Origin of the sequence: Phenylobacterium sp., assembly GCF_035276905.1 — a bacterium.
Classification (GTDB): Bacteria; Pseudomonadota; Alphaproteobacteria; order Caulobacterales; family Caulobacteraceae; genus Phenylobacterium.
In genome coordinates, this window is record NZ_DATELG010000017.1 from 1 (window position 1) to 16,785 (window position 16,785).

A 16,785-nucleotide genomic window follows, 5' to 3' on the forward strand; every position below is an offset into this window, starting at 1 on the left:
CGCCGGGCGAACGGATGGCCGTCGGCGCTGACCAGCACCAGGGCCGGCGTCGGCAGGGGCTCCAGCGCGCGCGAGACCGGCAGGCTCCAGCTCAGCCAGGCGGCCAGCAGCCCGAAGATGACCGCCAGCGCCAGCAGCCCGCGCAAAATGCGGCCCAGGGTGAAGATGCGCCGGCGCGGCCGCTTCGGCGCCGGATCGGGCGCAGCGCTCGCGGGCCCGAACTCCACGCCGTCGTAGCCGTAGTCGTACTGCCCCTTGCGCGCAGGCCCCCCGGCGTCGTCCATCTGCTACCCAAGACCTTTCGAGGCCGTCCCGGGGCAGACATAGGGCGCCTTGAGGCGGGCGGGAATGCGATGCCGCGTCGCTGCCATTCCCGCTCTTCCCCTCACGGCGTATACGCCACCACCGGTTCGCGCAGGTCCGGCGTCTCCGTGCGCCAGCGGACCGAGCCGAACGGCCGCTCGAGCCGACGGCGCACCCGCATGGTGCGGCCGGCCTTGAGGTAGGCCCGCGCCTCGTCCTGCAGAGCGGCGTCGGAATGGGTGAAGCGGCTGCGAAGGCGCAGATAGTCGCCCCAGGTCGGGCAGAGGTAACGCTCGGTCCATAGCGCGGGATCGGCGATGTCGCGCGACAGCGACCATTCGAAGGCCCCGTTGCGCTGCCGGGCCCGCTGCAGCTTCAGCATCGCGTCATAGAACTGCCGGGCCTGGGCGGGATCGATCTCGTAGTCGACCTCGATCACCACCGGGCCGCTCTTCAGCGTGATCGCCAGCGCCACCTCCGGCTCCTGCTGGATCTCCAGCTCCTCGGTGCCGGCGTCCGAGACCGCCGGCAGCGGCAGGACAAGGCCGAGCAGGGGCGAGATGACCAGCACGGCCCCGGAGATGGCCAGGGCCTCGCCGACGCCGTGCAGCGTGGCCTGGCGGCCCCAGATCCAGGCGCCGAGCGCGATGCCCCCGGTCAGCGAGGACTGGTAGAGCGACAGCGCTCGCGCCGTGACCCAGCGCGGAGCGGCGAACTGCACGCCGAGGTTCAGCATGGTCGCCAGCAGCATCCACGCCGCTCCGGCCAGAGCCATGGCCGCGGCGGTGACGACCAGGTTGTGGCTGAAGCCGATCGCCATCGTCATCAGCCCGGTGATCACCGCGAACAGGTTGACCGCATGCTCGGCCTTCAGGCGGTCGCGGACGCGGCCGGTGAGCATCGCCCCGCCGACGGCGCCTGCGCCGAAGAAGCCCAGCAGCAGCCCGTAGATCCCCGCGCCGCCGTGCAGCGAGGTGCGCGCGACCAGCGGCGTCAGGGCGGAGATGGCGCTGCCGACGAAGCCGTAGAACAGCGAACGGGCGAGCACGGTCCGGATCGGCGGGGAGTGCAGCGCATAGCGGACGCCGGAGACGATCGCGCGGTCCATCCGCTCCGGCGGCAGGCGCGAGGGCGCGGGCTTGCGCCGCCAGAACAGGAAGGCGACGAACAGCGGCAGGTAGCATACCGCATTGATCGCGAAGGCGGCCTTGGCGCCGGCCAGCAGTATCACCAGGCCGCCGAGCGCCGGGCCGAAGCTGCGGGCCACGTTGTAGCTGATCGAGCCCAGCGCCACCGCCGCCGGCAGCTGCTCGGCCGAAACCTGTTCGCGCACCGAGGCCTGCCAGGCCGGGCCGTAGAGCGCCACGCCGCCGCCGATCAGCGAACAGAAGGCCAGCAGCACCCACGGGGTCGTCAGGTGCAGCAGCGCCAGCGCCGTGAGCGCCGCGGCGCAGACGACGGCGAAGCCCAGGCCCGCCATCGCCACCTTGCGGCGGTCGAACATGTCGGCCGCTGCGCCGGCGGGAAGCGCGACCAGCATCATCGGCAGCATCAGCGCCGACTGCACCAGCGCCACCATCTCGGGCGAGTTGGCCAGCCGCGTCATTTCCCACGCCGCGCCGACGCCGAGGATCAGCTGCCCGAAGTTGGACAGCACGCTGCTCGTCCAGATGGTCGCGAAGGACCGCTCCTTCAGCGGCTCGAACGGGCCCCAGTTGCGCATCGACCGACCCTGGCCCGCCGCGTCCGCCATGTCAGCGCTCCTTCCCCGCCCCCCTTCTTCGAATGCCGGTCGAAGCTGAATCGATCAAGGGGCCCCAGCACGCCGCGCCGCGCCAGGTCAGCGCCTGCGGAACACCAGCGAGAGGTTGTTCGCCGGCATTGGAATGCGCTCGGCGAGGTCGAGGCCCTGGCCCGCCGCCAGTTCCGCCACCGCCTCCACCCGGCGGAGCCCCCAGGCCGGGTTGCGCCGCCGCAGGCTCTCGTCGAAGGCCAGGTTGCTGGGCGCGGTCTCGACGTCGCGCTCGAGGTAGGGGCCGTAGAGACAGAGCAGGCCGCCGGCGGGCAGCACCCGGGCCGCGCCCGCCATCAGCCCCTCGGTCGAGGCCCACGGCGAGATGTGCACCATGTTGATGGCGACCACAGCGTCGGCGCGCTCCACCGGCCAGGCATCGGGGTCGGCCGCGTCCAGCCGCAACGGCGCCAGCAGATTGGGCGGGCCGGCATGCGCCCGCCAGGCCTCGATGCTGGCCAACGCCTCGGGATCGGCGTCGGTCGGCCGCCACTGAAGGTGCGGCAGGGCGGCCGCATTGTGGACCGCGTGCTCGCCGGCGCCGGCGGCGATCTCCAGCACGAGGCCCGCGGCCGGCAGGCGCGGCTTCAGCACGCCGAGGATCGGCTCGCGGTTGCGCGCGGTCGCGGGCGAGGTCCAGGCGCCCGGAGGCGGTCGATCGAACATGGCTCCGTTCTGCGCGCTTCGACCACAACGCGCCATCCTCAAACTGAGTACCGTTCACCTCGTCGCTTAACCGTGAAGAAGCCTTCCCGGCCGATGATGGCGACATGAACGCCCAGCTCCAAACCGCCGACTGCGCCCCGTCCACCGTCCTCCTGATCGAAGACGACGACGGCCTGCGCGGCACGCTCGCGGTCTGCCTGCGGATCGCCGGCTACAAGGTCGCCACCGCCTCGGACGAGCGCGGCGCGCTGGAGCAGTTCTCGCGCGGCAAGCCGGACGCGGTCGTCACCGACCTGATCCTGCCGCAGGGCGAGGGCATGAACGCGGTGAAGGCGATGCGCAACGCAGCTCCCGAGGTGCCGATCGTCGTGATGTCCGGCGGCGGCATGTTCCCGGCCACCCACCTCTTGGGCATCGCCAGCTCGCTGGGCGCCGCGGCCGCCATCTCCAAGCCCTTCAAGCCCGCGGCCCTGGTGGACGTGGTCCGCAACCTCGTCGCCGCCTGAGGCGCCGCCCGAGGCGCCGCAGAGCATAACCTCGATCAGTCGGGGCTAACTCTGCCATGAAGTCGCCTTCCGACGGACCTTCGCCCAACACAGTCGGCCGCCATCTTCCTTCGCGTCGGCTGACCTTGGCTCTCACCCCATAGCCCCCCAGCCCCCCGAGGGTCCGGGTCGGTCGACGCGCCTCCTGATCTTCTCCGACGGCCATCCGCGCGCTCCGCCGCTTCGCGGGGAGGTAAGGGCGTTACGCCTTGCGGAAGAAGTCGAAGATCCGCTGCGCCAGGGCGTGGTTGACGCCCTCGACCTTGGCCAGGTCCTCGACGGAGGCTCTGGCGACCCCGCGGGCGGAGCCGAAGGCGTGCAAGAGGGCGCGCTTGCGCGACGGCCCCACCCCGTCGATCTCGTCCAGCGGGTTCTTCTTCAGGTCCATGGCCCGCCGCGTGCGGTGGCTGCCGATGGCGAAGCGGTGGGCCTCGTCGCGCAGGCGCTGCAGGTAGTAGAGCACCGGCGACTTCGGTTCGAGCATGAAGTAGGGCTTGCCGGGGATGAAGAACCGTTCCAGGCCCGCATCGCGATCCGGCCCCTTGGCGACGCCCACCACCGGGATGTCCTCGACGCCCAGGTCGGCCATGATCTCCATCACCGCGGCGACCTGACCCGCGCCGCCGTCGATCAGCACCAGGTCGGGGCGGATGGCGTCGGCCCCCTCTTCTTCCTCCTTCACCAGCCGGCCGAAGCGGCGGCGCAGGACCTCCTTCATCATTCCGAAGTCGTCGCCCGGGGTGATGTCGGTCGAGCGGATGTTGAACTTGCGATACTGGTTCTTCTGAAAGCCCTCCGGCCCGGCGACGATCATCCCGCCGACCGCGTTCGTGCCCATGATGTGGCTGTTGTCGTAGACTTCGATCCGCTCGGGGGCGGCCTCCAGCCCGAAGGCCTCGCCGACGCCCGCCAGCAGCTTCGACTGGGCCGAGCCCTCGGCCATCTTGCGGCCCAGCGCCTCGCGGGCGTTGGTCAGCGCGTGCTCGACGAGGCGGCATTTCTCGCCGCGCTGCGGCCGGCTGATCTCCACCTTGCGGCCGGCCTTGATGCAGAAGGCGTCGGCCAGGAGCTCCTTCTCCGACGGCTCGACGTTCACCAGGATCAGCTTGGGGATCGGCTTATCGTCATAGAACTGGCCGAGGAAGGCGTTCATCACCTCCGGGTCCTCGTCGCTCTTGTCGACGCCCCCCTGTGGTATTTTGGGAAAATAGGCGCGGTTGCCCCAGTTCTGGCCGGCGCGGAAGAAGAACACCTGGACGCAGGCCTGGCCGCCCTCGGCGTGCAAGGCGAAGACGTCGGCCTCGTCCACCGTCTCCGGATTGATCTGTTGCTCCTGGGCGATCGAGGCCAGGGCCCGGATGCGGTCGCGCAGACGCGCGGCGCGCTCGAACTCCATCTCGTCGGAGGCTTCCTGCATCTCCTGCGACATCCGGCCCATCACCGCCCGGCTCTTGCCCCGCAGGAAGTCCTCGGCCTGTTCGACCAGGGCGGCGTAGTCCTCCAGGCTGACGAGGCCGGTGCACGGCGCGGCGCAGCGGCGGATCTGGTGCAGCATGCAGGGCCGGGTGCGGCTCTCGTAGACGCTGTCCGAGCACGAGCGCAGCAGGAAGGCCTTCTGCAGGGTGTTCAGGGTGCGGTTGACCGCCCAGGCCGAGGCGAACGGCCCGAAGTAGTCGCCCTTGATGGAGTGGGCGCCGCGGTGCTTGCGCAGCTGCGGGGCGGCGTGGTCGCGGCGGATGACGATCTCCGGGAAGCTCTTGTCGTCGCGCAGCAGCACGTTGAAGCGCGGCTTCAGCTGCTTGATCAGGTTGATCTCGAGCAGCAGCGCGTCGGTCTCGGTCCGCGTGGTGACGAACTCCATCGCCCGCGTCAGGTCGACCATGTGGGCGATGCGTTGGGTATGGAACCGCCCTTGCGCATATTGCAGGACGCGCTTCTTCAGGCTGCGCGCCTTTCCCACGTAGAGGACCTCGCTGGCCTCGCCCAGCATCCGGTAGACGCCAGGCGCGTCCGGCAGTCGCTTGACCTCGTCCTTGATCAGGGCCGCGCCCCTCAAGGGGACTTCCTGCGGCGCCTCCGGCGTTTCCAGCATGGGCGAAGATATAGTCGTCTTCGCGCGCGCGGGCACGGGGCCGACGGCCGCAACCCGAGCTTCGCCCACGGGTTTGTGCAGCGACCCGACCTGCTAAGCTCGACCGCATGGCCCGCCCCCTCCCCGCCCGCCTCGCCGCCGCACTCGCCGCGCTCGCGCTTTGCGCCTGCAGCCACGGCACGTCCGACCCGCTGGCCGGCTTCGGCCCCAATCCGCCGCTGCCGGCGCCGGCGAAGTCGCTGCTGCCCGTCTTCGACGTGCCGAAGGTCGTCGGCTGGCCGGCGGGCGCCGCGCCCAAGCCCCCGCCGGGCTTCATCGTCACCCGCTTCGCCGAGGGCCTGAACCACCCGCGCTGGCTCTACGTCCTGCCGAACGGCGACGTGCTGGCGGCGGAATCCGCTTCCGAGCCCAGCGCCGCCGACACCAAGGGTCTCCGCGGCTGGTTCGCCAGGCGCCTGATGAAGGCGGCGGGCGCCGTCCAGAAGAGCCCCAACCGGATCATCCTGCTGCGCGACGCCGACGGCGACGGCCGGGCCGAGACCCGCACCGTCTTCACCCAGAGCGTGAAGCGGCCGTTCGGCATGACCCTGGTCGCGGGCAGCCTCTATGTCGCCGGCGACGACGCCCTGGCGCGCTTCGCCTACCAGCCAGGCCAGACTGCGGCCTTAGGCCCGCCCGAGAAGGTGCTCGACCTGCCCGGCGGGCCGATCAACCATCACTGGACGAAGAACGTCGCCGCCAGCCCCGACGGATCGAAGCTGTTCATCACCGTCGGCTCCAACTCCAACATCGGCGAGAACGGCATGGCCGCCGAGGAGGGCCGCGCGGCGATCTGGGAGTACGACCTGAAGAGCCGCCGCGCGCGCGTCTTCGCCAGCGGGCTGCGCAACCCCAACGGCCTGGCCTGGGAGCCGGTCACCGGGGCGCTGTGGACCACCGTCAACGAGCGCGACGAGATCGGCCACGACCTGCCGCCGGACTACATGACCTCGGTGAAGGACGGCGGCTTCTACGGTTGGCCCTACAGCTACTGGGGCCGGCACGTGGACGCGCGGGTGCAGCCGCAGCGGCCCGAGCTGGTCGCCCGCGCCGTCACGCCCGACTATGGGCTGGGGCCGCACACGGCCTCGCTGGGACTGGCCTTCTACACCGCCGGCGCCTTTCCGCCGGCCTGGCGCGGCGGGGCCTTCGTCGGCCAGCACGGCTCATGGAACCGCCGGCCGCTGAACGGCTACCGCGTGGTCTTCGTGCCCTTCACGGACGGCAGGCCCACCCTGCCGGCGAAGGTGTTCCTCACCGGCTTCCTCAACGCCGACGGCAAGATCCAGGGCCGGCCGGTCGGCGTGGCCATCGACAGGCGCGGCGGCCTGCTGGTCGCCGACGACGTCGGCGGCGTCATCTGGCGGGTGGCGAGATCTTCCCTCCCCTAATATCGAACTCACACCCGCCCGGTCACCGGAACCAGCGCGCCGGTCACCGCGCGGGCCTGCTCCGAGGCCAGGAACAGGATCACCGACGCCAGGTCGTCGGGCTGCACCCAGGCCGAGAAGTCGGCGCCCGGCATGTCGGCGCGATTGACCGGGGTGTCGAGGATCGAGGGCAGCACGGCGTTGACGGTCACGCCGTCGGCCTTCAGCTCTTCGGCGAGCGCCTCGGTCAGCTTGTGCACCCCGGCCTTGGAGGCGGCGTAGGCGCCCATGCCGGCGGCGGCCTTGAGCGCGCCGTTGGCGCCGATGTTGACGATCCGGCCGGAGTTGCTGGCCTTCAGCGCGGGAAGGGCGGCGCGGATGATGTTGGACGCCGTCTGCACGTTCATCAGGAAGAGCCGGCTCCAGGTCTCCGCGTCACCGCCCTCGTGGGTCTGCCAGACGAAGCCGCCGGCCACGTTGACCAGCACGTCGAGGGCGCCGAAGCGGGCCGTGATCGCCGCCACCGCCGCCTTGGCCGCGGCCGGATCCGTCAGGTCGACGCCGCCCAGCACCAGCACGTCGCCGCCGCCGGGAAGGCCCGCGGGCGCCTGCGTGGCGAAGTCGATGAGCGCGAGGCGCACGCCCTGCGCCGCGGCGGCCTTGGCCACGGCCGAGCCAAGAGCCCCGAAAGCGCCGGTGACGGCGTAAACCCGTGCAGTCATTGCTGCCCTCCTCTGTGTTTCGTGGGTCGTTCAGGCGCGCCCGCACGCCTCTCCGGCAAAGACCCGGCGCAGGATCGTCGCCAGCCCCCGCACGTCCGCTTCATCGAATGCCGCCTTGGCCTCGGAGTCGACGTCGAACACGGCGATCAGCGCGCCCGATGCGTCAAATATCGGGACCACGATCTCGCTGGCCGAGCGGCTGTCGCAGGCGATGTGGCCGGGGAAGGCGTGGACGTCGGGCACGAGCTGGACCGTCCCGGTCTCGGCCGCCGTTCCGCAGACCCCGCGGCCGAAGGCGATCCGCAGGCAGCCCAGCGTTCCCTGATAGGGGCCCACCACCAGCTCGCGCGGCTTGTCCGGGTCGACGACGTAGAAGCCGGTCCAGAAGTAGTGCTCGAAGGTCGCCGCCAGCATCGCCGCCACCGTGGCCATCCGCGCCGTCAGGTTCGGCTCGCCGTCCAGCACAGCGGCGATCTCGTCGGCGAGCTCGGCGTAGCGCTCGGTCTTGGAGCCGGTCAGGCGCTTGTCGTTGAAGGCGTCGGCCATGGCCAGGATGTAATCCTTCCCGCCCTTGATGGGGAGGAAGGGAAATCTACGCCGCGCGCCTGCGGGCGATCTTCTGGCGGACGACCATCTGCAGCTGGCCGAGCACCTCCTCGGCCTCGTCGACCTGGCCGGGCTCGATCACCAGGAGCTTGGCGATCGCGGCGAAGTGGACCTCCATCACCTCGGCCTCGCAGTGCTCGTGGCCGCCCATGGCGTCGGCGTATTCCATCAGCAGCGCCGAAGCGCGCGCCACCACCGAGTCGCGCACCTGGCGCGCGCGGAAGCTGGTGTGCTGCATGACCCGGTAGGTCATCTTCAGCGTTTCGGCGTCGACGCGGCGGCGCGCGGCGATCAGCGCGCGCAGGGCCTCGAGCTCGACGCCGATGGTGTCGCGCGTGGCGGCGCGCTCGGCGACGTCGACCACCTCGGTCGGGTCGCTCGAGCGGCGCAGCGGACCGTTGTAGGACAGCTCGAGCTTGCGACGGCGGTCGGGCCCGATGTAGTCGGCGCTGACGACGAACGGCCGCGGCTTCAGCAGCACCAGCTGGATGCGCGACAGCAGGGCGGCCGGCGTGAACGGCTTGATGACGAACTCGTTGACCCCGGCGCTGCGGGCGACCTCGACGTCGGCCTCGCTGCGGTGGCCGGTGACGATGATCACCGGCGCCTGCGGGTTGGGAATGCGGCGGTCGCCGGTCACCGCCGCGCGGCGGATGCTGCGGGTCAGCTCGATGCCGCCCATCACCGGCATGTTCCAGTCGCTGAAGATGATGTGCGGATCCCAGCGGGTGATCATGTCGCGGGCCCGCACGCCGTCGGCGGCGCCTTCGACCTGGCCGACGCCGCTGGCGCGCAGGACATCGCAGATCAGCCGCATGACGTTCATGTTGTCGTCGACCACCAGGACCTTCAGCGGGGCGAGGTCCTCGGGGCGCAGGCTGACCCTGGGCAGGCTTCGGCTCATCGAGGCGGCGGCTTTCGCGGACAGAGGCCGCCCGAGCCTAGGCGCCGCCCGTTGAAAAGCGGTTTATGACCGGATTTTCTACGCCTTGGGCGCGAGCTTCAGCTCTTCGAGATGGCCGCGCAGCAGGTGCAGGATGCCGGAGAAGTCCTTGCCCCCCGCGCCAAGCCGGTCGAACAGGGCGTAGAGGCCCTCGGCCTGGGCCCCCATGGGCGTGGCTGCGCCGGCCTTGGCGGCGGCGTCCTGGGCGAGCTTCAGGTCCTTCAGCATCATCGCCGTGGCGAAGCCGCCCTCGTAGCCGCGGTTCGACGGCGCCGTCGGCACCGGGCCCGGCCAGGGATAGTAGCTGGTGACGCTCCAGCACTGGCCCGACGACTTCGAGGTGATCTCGAAGAAGCGCTCGGGATCGAGGCCCAGCTTCTCGGCGAGCGCGACGGCCTCGCAGACCGCGATCATCGAGATGCCGAGCACCATGTTGTTGCAGATCTTGGCCGCCTGGCCGGTGCCGTGGTCGCCGGCGCGGATGGTCGCGCGCGACATCGGGGCCAGGATCTCCTCGACCAGGGCGAAGTCGGGCTCGTCGCAGCCGACCATGAAGGCCAGCGTGCCGGCGTCGGCCGCCGCCGTGCCGCCGGACACCGGCGCGTCGGCGAAGCGGAAGCCCGCCGCCTTGACCTCGGCGGCGACGGCGCGGGCGCTTTCCACGTCGATGGTCGAGCAGTCGACCATCACCGTGCCGGGCCTGGCGTTCGGCAGCACCTGCTCGGCGTAGACCTTCCGCACGTGCGGGCCGGCCGGCAGCATGGTGATGACCACGTCGGCCTGGCTGACCGCCTCGGCGGCGGACGCGGCGGCCTGGCAGCCGGCGGCGACGGCGCGGGCGAGGGCGGCTTCGGAAAGGTCGAAGGCCAGCACCTGGCGGCCGGCCTTGGCCTGGTTGGCGGCCATGCCGCCGCCCATGTTGCCCAGGCCCACGAAGGCGATGCGGAAGGCCTTGCCGCCGGCGGCGCTATCGGAGGTCATCAGGGCGTTTCTCGGAGGTTGTTGGGGTGGACCGAGGCGCGGCGGCCCAGGGGCCGCCCGCGCCGATTTGCAAGTCCGGCCTACTTCAGGGTCGGGATGATGAAGGCGGAGTCCTCGTGCTCGCCCTCCGGCCAGCGCGCGGTGACCGTCTTGACCTTGGTGTAGAACTTCACGCCTTCCACGCCGTACTGGTTGGTGTCGCCAAAGCCGGAGCGCTTCCAGCCGCCGAACGAATGGTAGGACACCGGCACCGGAATCGGCACGTTGATGCCGATCATGCCGACCTGGACGCGGGAGGCGAACTCGCGCGCGGCGCGGCCGTTGTTGGTGAAGATGGCCACGCCGTTGCCGTACTGGTGCTTGCTGGGCAGCTGCACCGCCTCGTCGAAGTTCTCGGCGCGGACCATCTGCAGCACCGGCCCGAAGATCTCCTCGTTGTAGGTGCGCATCGAGGTCTTGACGTTGTCGAACAGCGTCGGGCCCATGAAGTAGCCCTTCTCGTAGCCCTGAAGCTTGAAGCCGCGGCCGTCGACGACCAGCTCGGCGCCTTCGTCGACGCCCAGCTGGATGTAGTCGGAGACCTTCTGCCGGTGGGCCGCCGAGACCACCGGCCCGTACTGAGCGGCCGGGTCGGTCGAAATGCCGACCTTCAGGGTCTCGATCTCCGCCAGCAGCCGTTCGCGCAGCTCGTCGGCGGTCTTCTTGCCGACCGGGACGACCACCGGCAGGGCCATGCAGCGCTCGCCGGCCGAGCCGTAGGCCGCGCCGATGATGTCCTTGACCGCATGCTCCATATTGGCGTCGGGCATGACGATGCCGTGGTTCTTGGCGCCGCCCATCGCCTGGACACGCTTACCGGCGGCCGTGCCGCGCGAGTAGACGTAGTGGGCGATGTCCGACGAGCCGACGAAGCTGACGGCCTTCACGTCGGGGTGGTCCAGCAGGGCGTCGACCGACAGCTTGTCGCCGTGGACGACGTTCAGCACGCCCTTCGGTGCGCCGGCCTCCATGAACAGCTCCGCCAGACGCACCGGCACCGACGGGTCCTTTTCCGACGGCTTCAGCACGAAGGAGTTGCCGACCGCGATCGAGATCCCGAACATCCACATCGGGATCATCGCCGGGAAGTTGAACGGGGTGATGCCGGCGCAGACGCCCAGCGGCTGGCGCATCGAATAGACGTCGATCCCCGGGCCCGCGCCCTCGGTGTACTCGCCCTTCAGCACCTGCGGGATGCCGCAGGCGAACTCGATCACTTCCAGGCCGCGCTGGATGTCGCCCTTGGAGTCGGCGATCACCTTGCCGTGCTCGGCCGACAGCATCTCGGCCAGCTGGTTCATATTGGTTTCGATCAGGCGCTTGAACTCGAACATCACCCGCGCACGACGCTGCGGATTGACCAGCGCCCAGCTCTGCTGCGCGCGGAGCGCCGACTGCACCGCGGCGTCGACTTCGTCGACCGTCGCCAGCGCGACCCGCGCCTGGACTTCGCCGGTGTTCGGGTTGAAGACCTCGCCATAGCGGCCGGAGGCCCCTGCGACGGACTGACCGTCGATGAAATGTGTGATGTCTCGCATAGGGTTCCGCTATCAGCCCGGCCGCCGGGCGGCTATTGCAATAATGCCTCGCAGACCCTGCGTTTTTGCAAAATCTGCGGCATTCACACCTAATCGAGGCTTTCCGCCCCAGTTTGGGCCGCCACTCGCTTGCGGGTTGCAGCAAGGCCTTGTCATCGAAACGCCTTGTACTAAGCGGCGACAGTTCAACCCTCGATAGGGGCTCCGATCTGAAACGCCTTTGTCGAGTATAGGCGAAGAGTTGTCGGACAGCCGCGCGCTCTACCTTCGAGATAACTACCCCCGGATCGCCAGCGAGCTGCTGCGGCCGTTGGTTAACGTCTTCACAGCGGCGCGCGAAGTCTGCGACGGGGACGTCGACAAATTCCTGATCCTCCTGGTGCTCTGCATGCGGATGACCGAGCATCCGGATTTCAAGCGCTTGAGCCATGCGCAGATCATGGCCGGCGAGCCGGAGGTGCTGCCGAGCCTCGGCACCAACACCCGCTCCATCGCCGCCTCCGTCGGCATTCCCAAGGAGACGTCGCGCCGCAAGCTGGCCGACCTCGTCGACTCCGGCTGGCTGGTGCGCCAGCACTGGGACTTCCGCCTCACCGCCAAGGGCTACGCCGCGCTCGAGCCCATCCGCACACGGATCCAGGCGATGGCGCTCAGCCAGCACGACCTTCTGACCGAGATCCTGCCGCTCTGAAGCCCGCCGCGGTTGCGTCGGCGCGGCTTTGCCGTCATGCCCATCGCCGCAATGTCGCCAAGCTCCGCCGCTTCCTGGCGGCCGTGATGTCCGCGCGCCGCCTTTCCATCCTGCTCGGCTTCGCCGTCGTGAGCCTCGCCGCCGCGGGCCTCGCGACGAGCGCGCACGCGCAGTATTCGCGGCCGGCGCAACGGGTGCTGGCCCGCGCCTTCGCCGCGACCGGCGGCCAGGGCTGGTACATGCTGCGCGGCTGGCGCGAGACAGGACGGCGCGAAGGCCTCGCCTACGAGGCCTGGATCGATCCGCTGCGCTACGGCCTGCGCACCGAAACCCGCGACGCCCAGGGCCTGCGCGTGCACGGCTTCAACGGCCAGGCCGACTGGCAGGTCGGCGCCGACGGCGCGATCACCGCGGTCAACGACCACGCCACCCTGTCGCGGGCGCGGACCGAGGCCTTCTTCGCCGCCAACTGCTACTTCTTCCGTGGACGGTTCGATGCGCGCGGCGACTACGCGGGCGTGCGCAGCCTGGGCGGCCGCAGTTTCGAGGTGGTCCGGATCCAACCCTGGGGCGGCGAGGCGCGCGAGCTCTGGTTCGACCAGAAGAACGGGCTGCTGGCCCGCATCGTCGACCGGACCGGCCCGCGCGCCAGCGCCGTGCGGGTGTCCGACTACCGCAAGGTGGGGCCCGTGCTGATCCCCTTCCGGCTCGCGACGGAAGCCGGCGGCCGCGGTTCCGCTCCGTGGTCCCCCGATCCTTTGGCCCGCGAGCGCGAGACCCTGGTCTTCGCGCCGGTCCCCCGCGAGCGCTTCAGCCTGAACCGCCCCGAGGAGCTGGCCAAGGTCGAGGCCAGCCGGGGCCGGACGGCCGCCGGCGAGGCCGCCAGGCGGCCTGCCGCGACCCTTCGATCTCCCGCCCCGCCCTGAGGCCGGGCGCCGGTCGGGTTGCGGCGGCCTGCGCGCCGCCTACGTAACGAACCCAACCGCCAGTCTGCGCAGGAGCCCGGATGCCGCACCACGACAGCCTGATCCTGACGCTCGTCGGCAGCATCGTGCTGGCCTTCGGCTTCGGCATGGCGGCCACCCGCCTGAAGCTGTCGCCGCTGGTGGGCTACCTGCTGGCCGGGGTCGCGGTCGGGCCGTTCACCCCGGGCTATGTCGCCGACACCCAGCTGGCGCCGCAGCTGGCGGAGATCGGCGTCATCCTCCTGATGTTCGGGGTCGGGCTGCACTTTTCGCCCAAGGACCTCGTGCAGGTGCGCCGGGTGGCGGTTCCGGGCGCCGTCGCCCAGATCGTCATCGCCACCGCGCTCGGCTGGGGGCTCGGCCGGCTCATCGGCCTGCCGGCGCTCGAGGCCGGCCTGTTCGGCTTCTCGCTCTCGGTCGCTTCCACCGTCGTGCTCATCCGCGCCCTCGAAGAGCGCAAGGAGATGAAGTCCGAGATCGGCCGGGTCGCCGTGGGCTGGCTGGTCGTCGAGGACCTGGTGATGGTGGTGGCCCTGGTCCTTTTGCCGTTGCTGCTCGGCGCGACGGGCGCCTCGGCCTTCGAGATCGGCCGCGAGGTGGGCTGGACGCTCCTCAAGGTGGCGGTCTTCATCGTCCTGATGCTGGTCGTCGGCGGCCGGGCGCTGCCGTGGTTCCTGGCCCACATCGCCCATTCGCGCTCGCGCGAGCTCTTCACCCTGGGCGTGCTGGCGATCGCGCTCGGCATCGCCTGGGTGGCCTATGAGGTGTTCGGCGCCTCCTTCGCCCTGGGCGCCTTCGTCGCCGGCCTGGTGCTGAACGGCTCGCCGCTCGGCCATACCGCCGCCGAGCGCTCGCTGCCGCTCAGGGATGCTTTCGCAGTGCTGTTCTTCGTCTCGGTCGGCATGCTGTTCGACCCGACGGTGCTGGTGCGCGAGCCGCTGGCGGTGCTGGGCGTGTTGGCGATCATCCTTCTCGGCAAGTCGATCGCCGCGCTGCTGATCACCTGGATCTTCCGAATGGACCGTCGGAGCAGCTTCACCGTGGCCGCGAGCCTCGCCCAGGTGGGCGAGTTCTCCTTCATCCTCGCCGGCCTCGGGGTCTCGCTGGCGGCGCTGAGCCGCAACAGCCACGACCTGATCCTGGCCGCGGCCCTGCTGTCGATCTCGCTGAACCCGTTGATGTTCGCCCTCGCCGACCGGCTCAGCCCCAAGCCAGCGCCGGTCTGACCCGGGGCGCCCCCGCCGGGTTCAGTCGACGGCGGGCGGGTCGCTGGCGGGGAAGCTTTCCTCCAGCGCCTCGTCGAGCCGGGCGTCCCGCTCGGCGCGCAGCTTCTCGTTCAGCGCGACGCTCTCGTTCATCCGCGCCATCTGCTCGGGCGTCGCCTCGCGCTGGTGCCGCGCCTTCCACTCCGACTGCGGCGCGCCGTAGATCGCTTCGCGCGCCTGGTCGCGGGTCAGCGCGCCCTCGGAGGCCTCGCTCAGCCAGTCGGCCAGGCAGTTGCGGCAGAAGCCCGCCATGCCCATCAGGTCGACATTCTGCACGTCGGTCCGCATCCGCAGATGGTCGACCAGGCGTCGGAAGGCCTGGGCGGCCAGATGGTCGTCGATCTCGCTCATGGGGCCTCACGCTGTCACTGACGCGAGATTACACCAAGGGGATCGGGCTCACGAGACGGTTGACGATTGCGCTGACCCAGTCGGCTCACGAGATGTAAGCGGCGCCTGCGATTGGCGGCCGGCCCAGCCGAAGGGAGATCGAACCATGTCCACGATGCGCGTGATCCAGGTCGCGACAAAGGGCGGCCCCCTCGAGCTGGCGACGCGGCCGCTGCCGGAACCCGGCCGCGGCGAAGTGCGGGTGAAGGTGCAGGCCTGCGGCGTCTGCCACAGCGACTCCATCGCCAAGAACGGCCTGTTCCCGAACGTGCCCTACCCCATCGTCCCGGGCCATGAGATCGCCGGCGTCGTCGACGCGGTCGGCGAAGGCGTCATCGGCTGGGCCGTCGGCGCGCGCGTCGGCGTCGGCTGGTTCGGCGGACACTGCGGCCGGTGCGAGCCGTGCCGGCGCGGCGACCTGGTCGACTGCCGCAACCTGCGGATCCCGGGCGTCAACTATGACGGCGGCTATGCTGAGGCCATGCTGGCGCCCGCCGACGCCCTGGCGCTGATCCCGGAGGAGCTGTCCGCGGTCGACGCCGCTCCCCTGCTGTGCGCCGGGGTCACCACCTACAACGCCCTTCGCGAGAGCGGCGCGCGGCCGGGCGACCTGGTGGCGATCCTCGGCATCGGCGGCCTCGGCCACCTGGGCGTGCAGTTCGCCGCCAAGATGGGCTTCCGCACGGTCGCCATCGCCCGCGGGATCGAAAAGGAGGCGCTGGCCAAGGAGCTCGGCGCGCATGTCTATTTGGACAGCCTGAGGCAGGACGTCGCCGCGGAGCTGCAGGCGCTCGGCGGGGCCAAGACCATCCTGGCGACGGTCACCAGCGGCAAGGCGATGAGCGCGGTGATCCCCGGCCTCGCCGTCCGCGGCAAGCTGGTGGTGGTCGGCGTCGGCATGGACCCGATCGAGGTCTCCACAGGCGACCTGATCGGCGGCAGCCGTTCGGTCGTCGGCCACGCCTCCGGCGCCTCGATCGACTCGCAGGACACCCTGGCGTTCAGCGCGCTGAGCGGGGTGCGGCCGACGATCGAGACCATGCCCCTGGAGCGCGCCGCCGAGGCCTACGACAAGATGATGCGCAACGAGGCCCGCTTCCGCATGGTGCTGACGACCGGCGCCTGACGCCGTCAGGCGACCGCCTGCAGCAGCCGGCGGCGGCGGCGAAGCGCCTCGCTGGCCTGGTCGACGAGCGCGACGAGCACGGCGGTGATCAGCACATAGGCCAGCATCTGCCGGTAGAAGAACAGCTGCTGGGCCTCGTAGAGCGCCTGGCCGACGCCGCCCGCCCCGATGACGCCCAGCACCGTCGCCATCCGCAGGTTCCACTCGAAGCGGAACAGCGAATGGGCGGCGATCGGCGCGAGCGTGAGCGGGGCCGTGGCGAAGGCGAAGACCTTGAAGCGCGAGGCGCCGGTGGCCGCGATCGCCGCCTGCGGCGCGCCGGGCGCATTCTCCAGGGCGTCGGCATAGAGCCTGGCCAGGCACCCCGTCGAGTGCACGCCGAGCGCCCAGGCGCCGGCCACCGGTCCGATCCCGGCGGTGGTGATCAGCAAGAGGCCCCAGACCACCTCGGGCACGGCGCGGGCCGCTTCCATCAGCCGCCGCACCGGCCAGGCGATCCAGACCGGCGCCAAATTGCGCGCACCGGCCGCGCCCAGGACCAGGGCCGCGGCGACGGCCCCGCCCGTGCCGGCCCCGGCCATCCAGACGGTCTCGAGGATCCGCTGCGGCAGCGCCGCCCAGGCCTCCGGCGGCAGCTTGGGCGGCCACATCTCGCCCAGCACCTGCGCCGCATGGCCGATCGACATCAGCCGCGGGCCGTAGGCGAGCGCCG

16 protein-coding genes and 1 pseudogene are annotated in these 16,785 nt (G+C 70.8%); 6 read left to right on the forward strand and 11 right to left on the reverse strand.

What is annotated here, in order from left to right; translation table 11 throughout:
• The 3 genes and pseudogenes from VJS38_RS00520 to VJS38_RS00530 all read right to left on the reverse strand — a co-directional run.
• Positions 1-284 (reverse strand): annotated as a pseudogene (locus VJS38_RS00520) (hypothetical protein); the annotation flags it as partial.
• 101 nt (positions 285-385) lie between these two features.
• A complete protein-coding gene (locus VJS38_RS00525; protein ID WP_324086202.1) occupies positions 386-2,056 on the reverse strand; it encodes an MFS transporter in 1,671 nt (556 codons plus the stop codon).
• 87 nt (positions 2,057-2,143) lie between these two features.
• Positions 2,144-2,761, reverse strand: coding sequence for a DUF938 domain-containing protein (locus VJS38_RS00530; RefSeq protein ID WP_324086203.1), 618 nt, complete (start codon positions 2,759-2,761; stop codon positions 2,144-2,146).
• 104 nt (positions 2,762-2,865) lie between these two features.
• Here VJS38_RS00530 and VJS38_RS00535 point away from each other — a divergent pair, with 104 nt between their 5' ends.
• Positions 2,866-3,267, forward strand: coding sequence for a response regulator (locus VJS38_RS00535; protein ID WP_324086204.1), 402 nt, complete (start codon positions 2,866-2,868; stop codon positions 3,265-3,267).
• A gap of 241 nt (positions 3,268-3,508) precedes the next feature.
• Here VJS38_RS00535 and uvrC read toward each other — a convergent pair whose 3' ends face one another.
• The gene (gene uvrC / locus VJS38_RS00540; protein WP_324086205.1) at positions 3,509-5,398 is read right to left on the reverse strand and encodes an excinuclease ABC subunit UvrC; all 1,890 of its coding nucleotides are present in this window, start codon (positions 5,396-5,398) and stop codon (positions 3,509-3,511) included.
• Between the two features lie 107 nt (positions 5,399-5,505).
• Between uvrC and VJS38_RS00545 the strand changes: the two genes are divergently transcribed.
• A complete protein-coding gene (locus VJS38_RS00545; RefSeq protein ID WP_324086206.1) occupies positions 5,506-6,828 on the forward strand; it encodes a sorbosone dehydrogenase family protein in 1,323 nt (440 codons plus the stop codon).
• A gap of 8 nt (positions 6,829-6,836) precedes the next feature.
• Here VJS38_RS00545 and VJS38_RS00550 read toward each other — a convergent pair whose 3' ends face one another.
• The 5 genes from VJS38_RS00550 to VJS38_RS00570 form a co-directional block, all read right to left on the reverse strand.
• The gene (locus VJS38_RS00550) at positions 6,837-7,529 is read right to left on the reverse strand and encodes an SDR family NAD(P)-dependent oxidoreductase (RefSeq protein WP_324086207.1); all 693 of its coding nucleotides are present in this window, start codon (positions 7,527-7,529) and stop codon (positions 6,837-6,839) included.
• A gap of 30 nt (positions 7,530-7,559) precedes the next feature.
• Complete coding sequence (locus VJS38_RS00555; RefSeq protein ID WP_324086208.1) at positions 7,560-8,075, reverse strand: GAF domain-containing protein; 516 nt, start codon at positions 8,073-8,075, stop codon at positions 7,560-7,562.
• 46 nt (positions 8,076-8,121) lie between these two features.
• Entirely contained in the window at positions 8,122-9,039 is a 918-nt protein-coding gene (locus tag VJS38_RS00560) for a response regulator (RefSeq protein WP_324086209.1), read from the reverse strand.
• 78 nt (positions 9,040-9,117) lie between these two features.
• Positions 9,118-10,059: a 3-hydroxyisobutyrate dehydrogenase gene (gene mmsB, locus VJS38_RS00565; RefSeq protein ID WP_324086210.1), complete on the reverse strand. Its 942-nt coding sequence runs from the start codon at positions 10,057-10,059 to the stop codon at positions 9,118-9,120.
• 80 nt (positions 10,060-10,139) lie between these two features.
• The gene (locus VJS38_RS00570) at positions 10,140-11,636 is read right to left on the reverse strand and encodes a CoA-acylating methylmalonate-semialdehyde dehydrogenase (RefSeq protein ID WP_324086211.1); all 1,497 of its coding nucleotides are present in this window, start codon (positions 11,634-11,636) and stop codon (positions 10,140-10,142) included.
• A 241-nt stretch (positions 11,637-11,877) separates the two neighbouring features.
• Here VJS38_RS00570 and VJS38_RS00575 point away from each other — a divergent pair, with 241 nt between their 5' ends.
• The 3 genes from VJS38_RS00575 to VJS38_RS00585 all read left to right on the forward strand — a co-directional run bounded on the left by VJS38_RS00575 (position 11,878) and on the right by VJS38_RS00585 (position 14,518).
• Positions 11,878-12,327, forward strand: a complete 450-nt coding sequence (locus VJS38_RS00575; RefSeq protein WP_324086212.1) for a hypothetical protein — start codon at positions 11,878-11,880, stop codon at positions 12,325-12,327.
• A gap of 86 nt (positions 12,328-12,413) precedes the next feature.
• Entirely contained in the window at positions 12,414-13,253 is an 840-nt protein-coding gene (locus VJS38_RS00580; protein ID WP_324086213.1) for a hypothetical protein, read from the forward strand.
• An 80-nt stretch (positions 13,254-13,333) separates the two neighbouring features.
• Positions 13,334-14,518, forward strand: a complete 1,185-nt coding sequence (locus VJS38_RS00585) for a cation:proton antiporter (RefSeq protein ID WP_324086214.1) — start codon at positions 13,334-13,336, stop codon at positions 14,516-14,518.
• 21 nt (positions 14,519-14,539) lie between these two features.
• Here the strand turns inward: VJS38_RS00585 and VJS38_RS00590 are convergent, their stop codons facing one another.
• On the reverse strand, positions 14,540-14,908 hold the full coding sequence (locus VJS38_RS00590; RefSeq protein ID WP_324086215.1) for a DUF1244 domain-containing protein: 369 nt from the start codon (positions 14,906-14,908) through the stop codon (positions 14,540-14,542).
• Between the two features lie 145 nt (positions 14,909-15,053).
• On the opposite strand from VJS38_RS00590, the gene VJS38_RS00595 reads away from it, so the two are divergent.
• Positions 15,054-16,073, forward strand: coding sequence for an alcohol dehydrogenase (locus VJS38_RS00595; RefSeq protein WP_324086216.1), 1,020 nt, complete (start codon positions 15,054-15,056; stop codon positions 16,071-16,073).
• A gap of 5 nt (positions 16,074-16,078) precedes the next feature.
• On the opposite strand, the gene VJS38_RS00600 is transcribed toward VJS38_RS00595, so the two are convergent.
• The coding region (locus tag VJS38_RS00600; RefSeq protein ID WP_324086217.1) for a PhnE/PtxC family ABC transporter permease at positions 16,079-16,785 on the reverse strand (707 nt) is incomplete at its 5' end.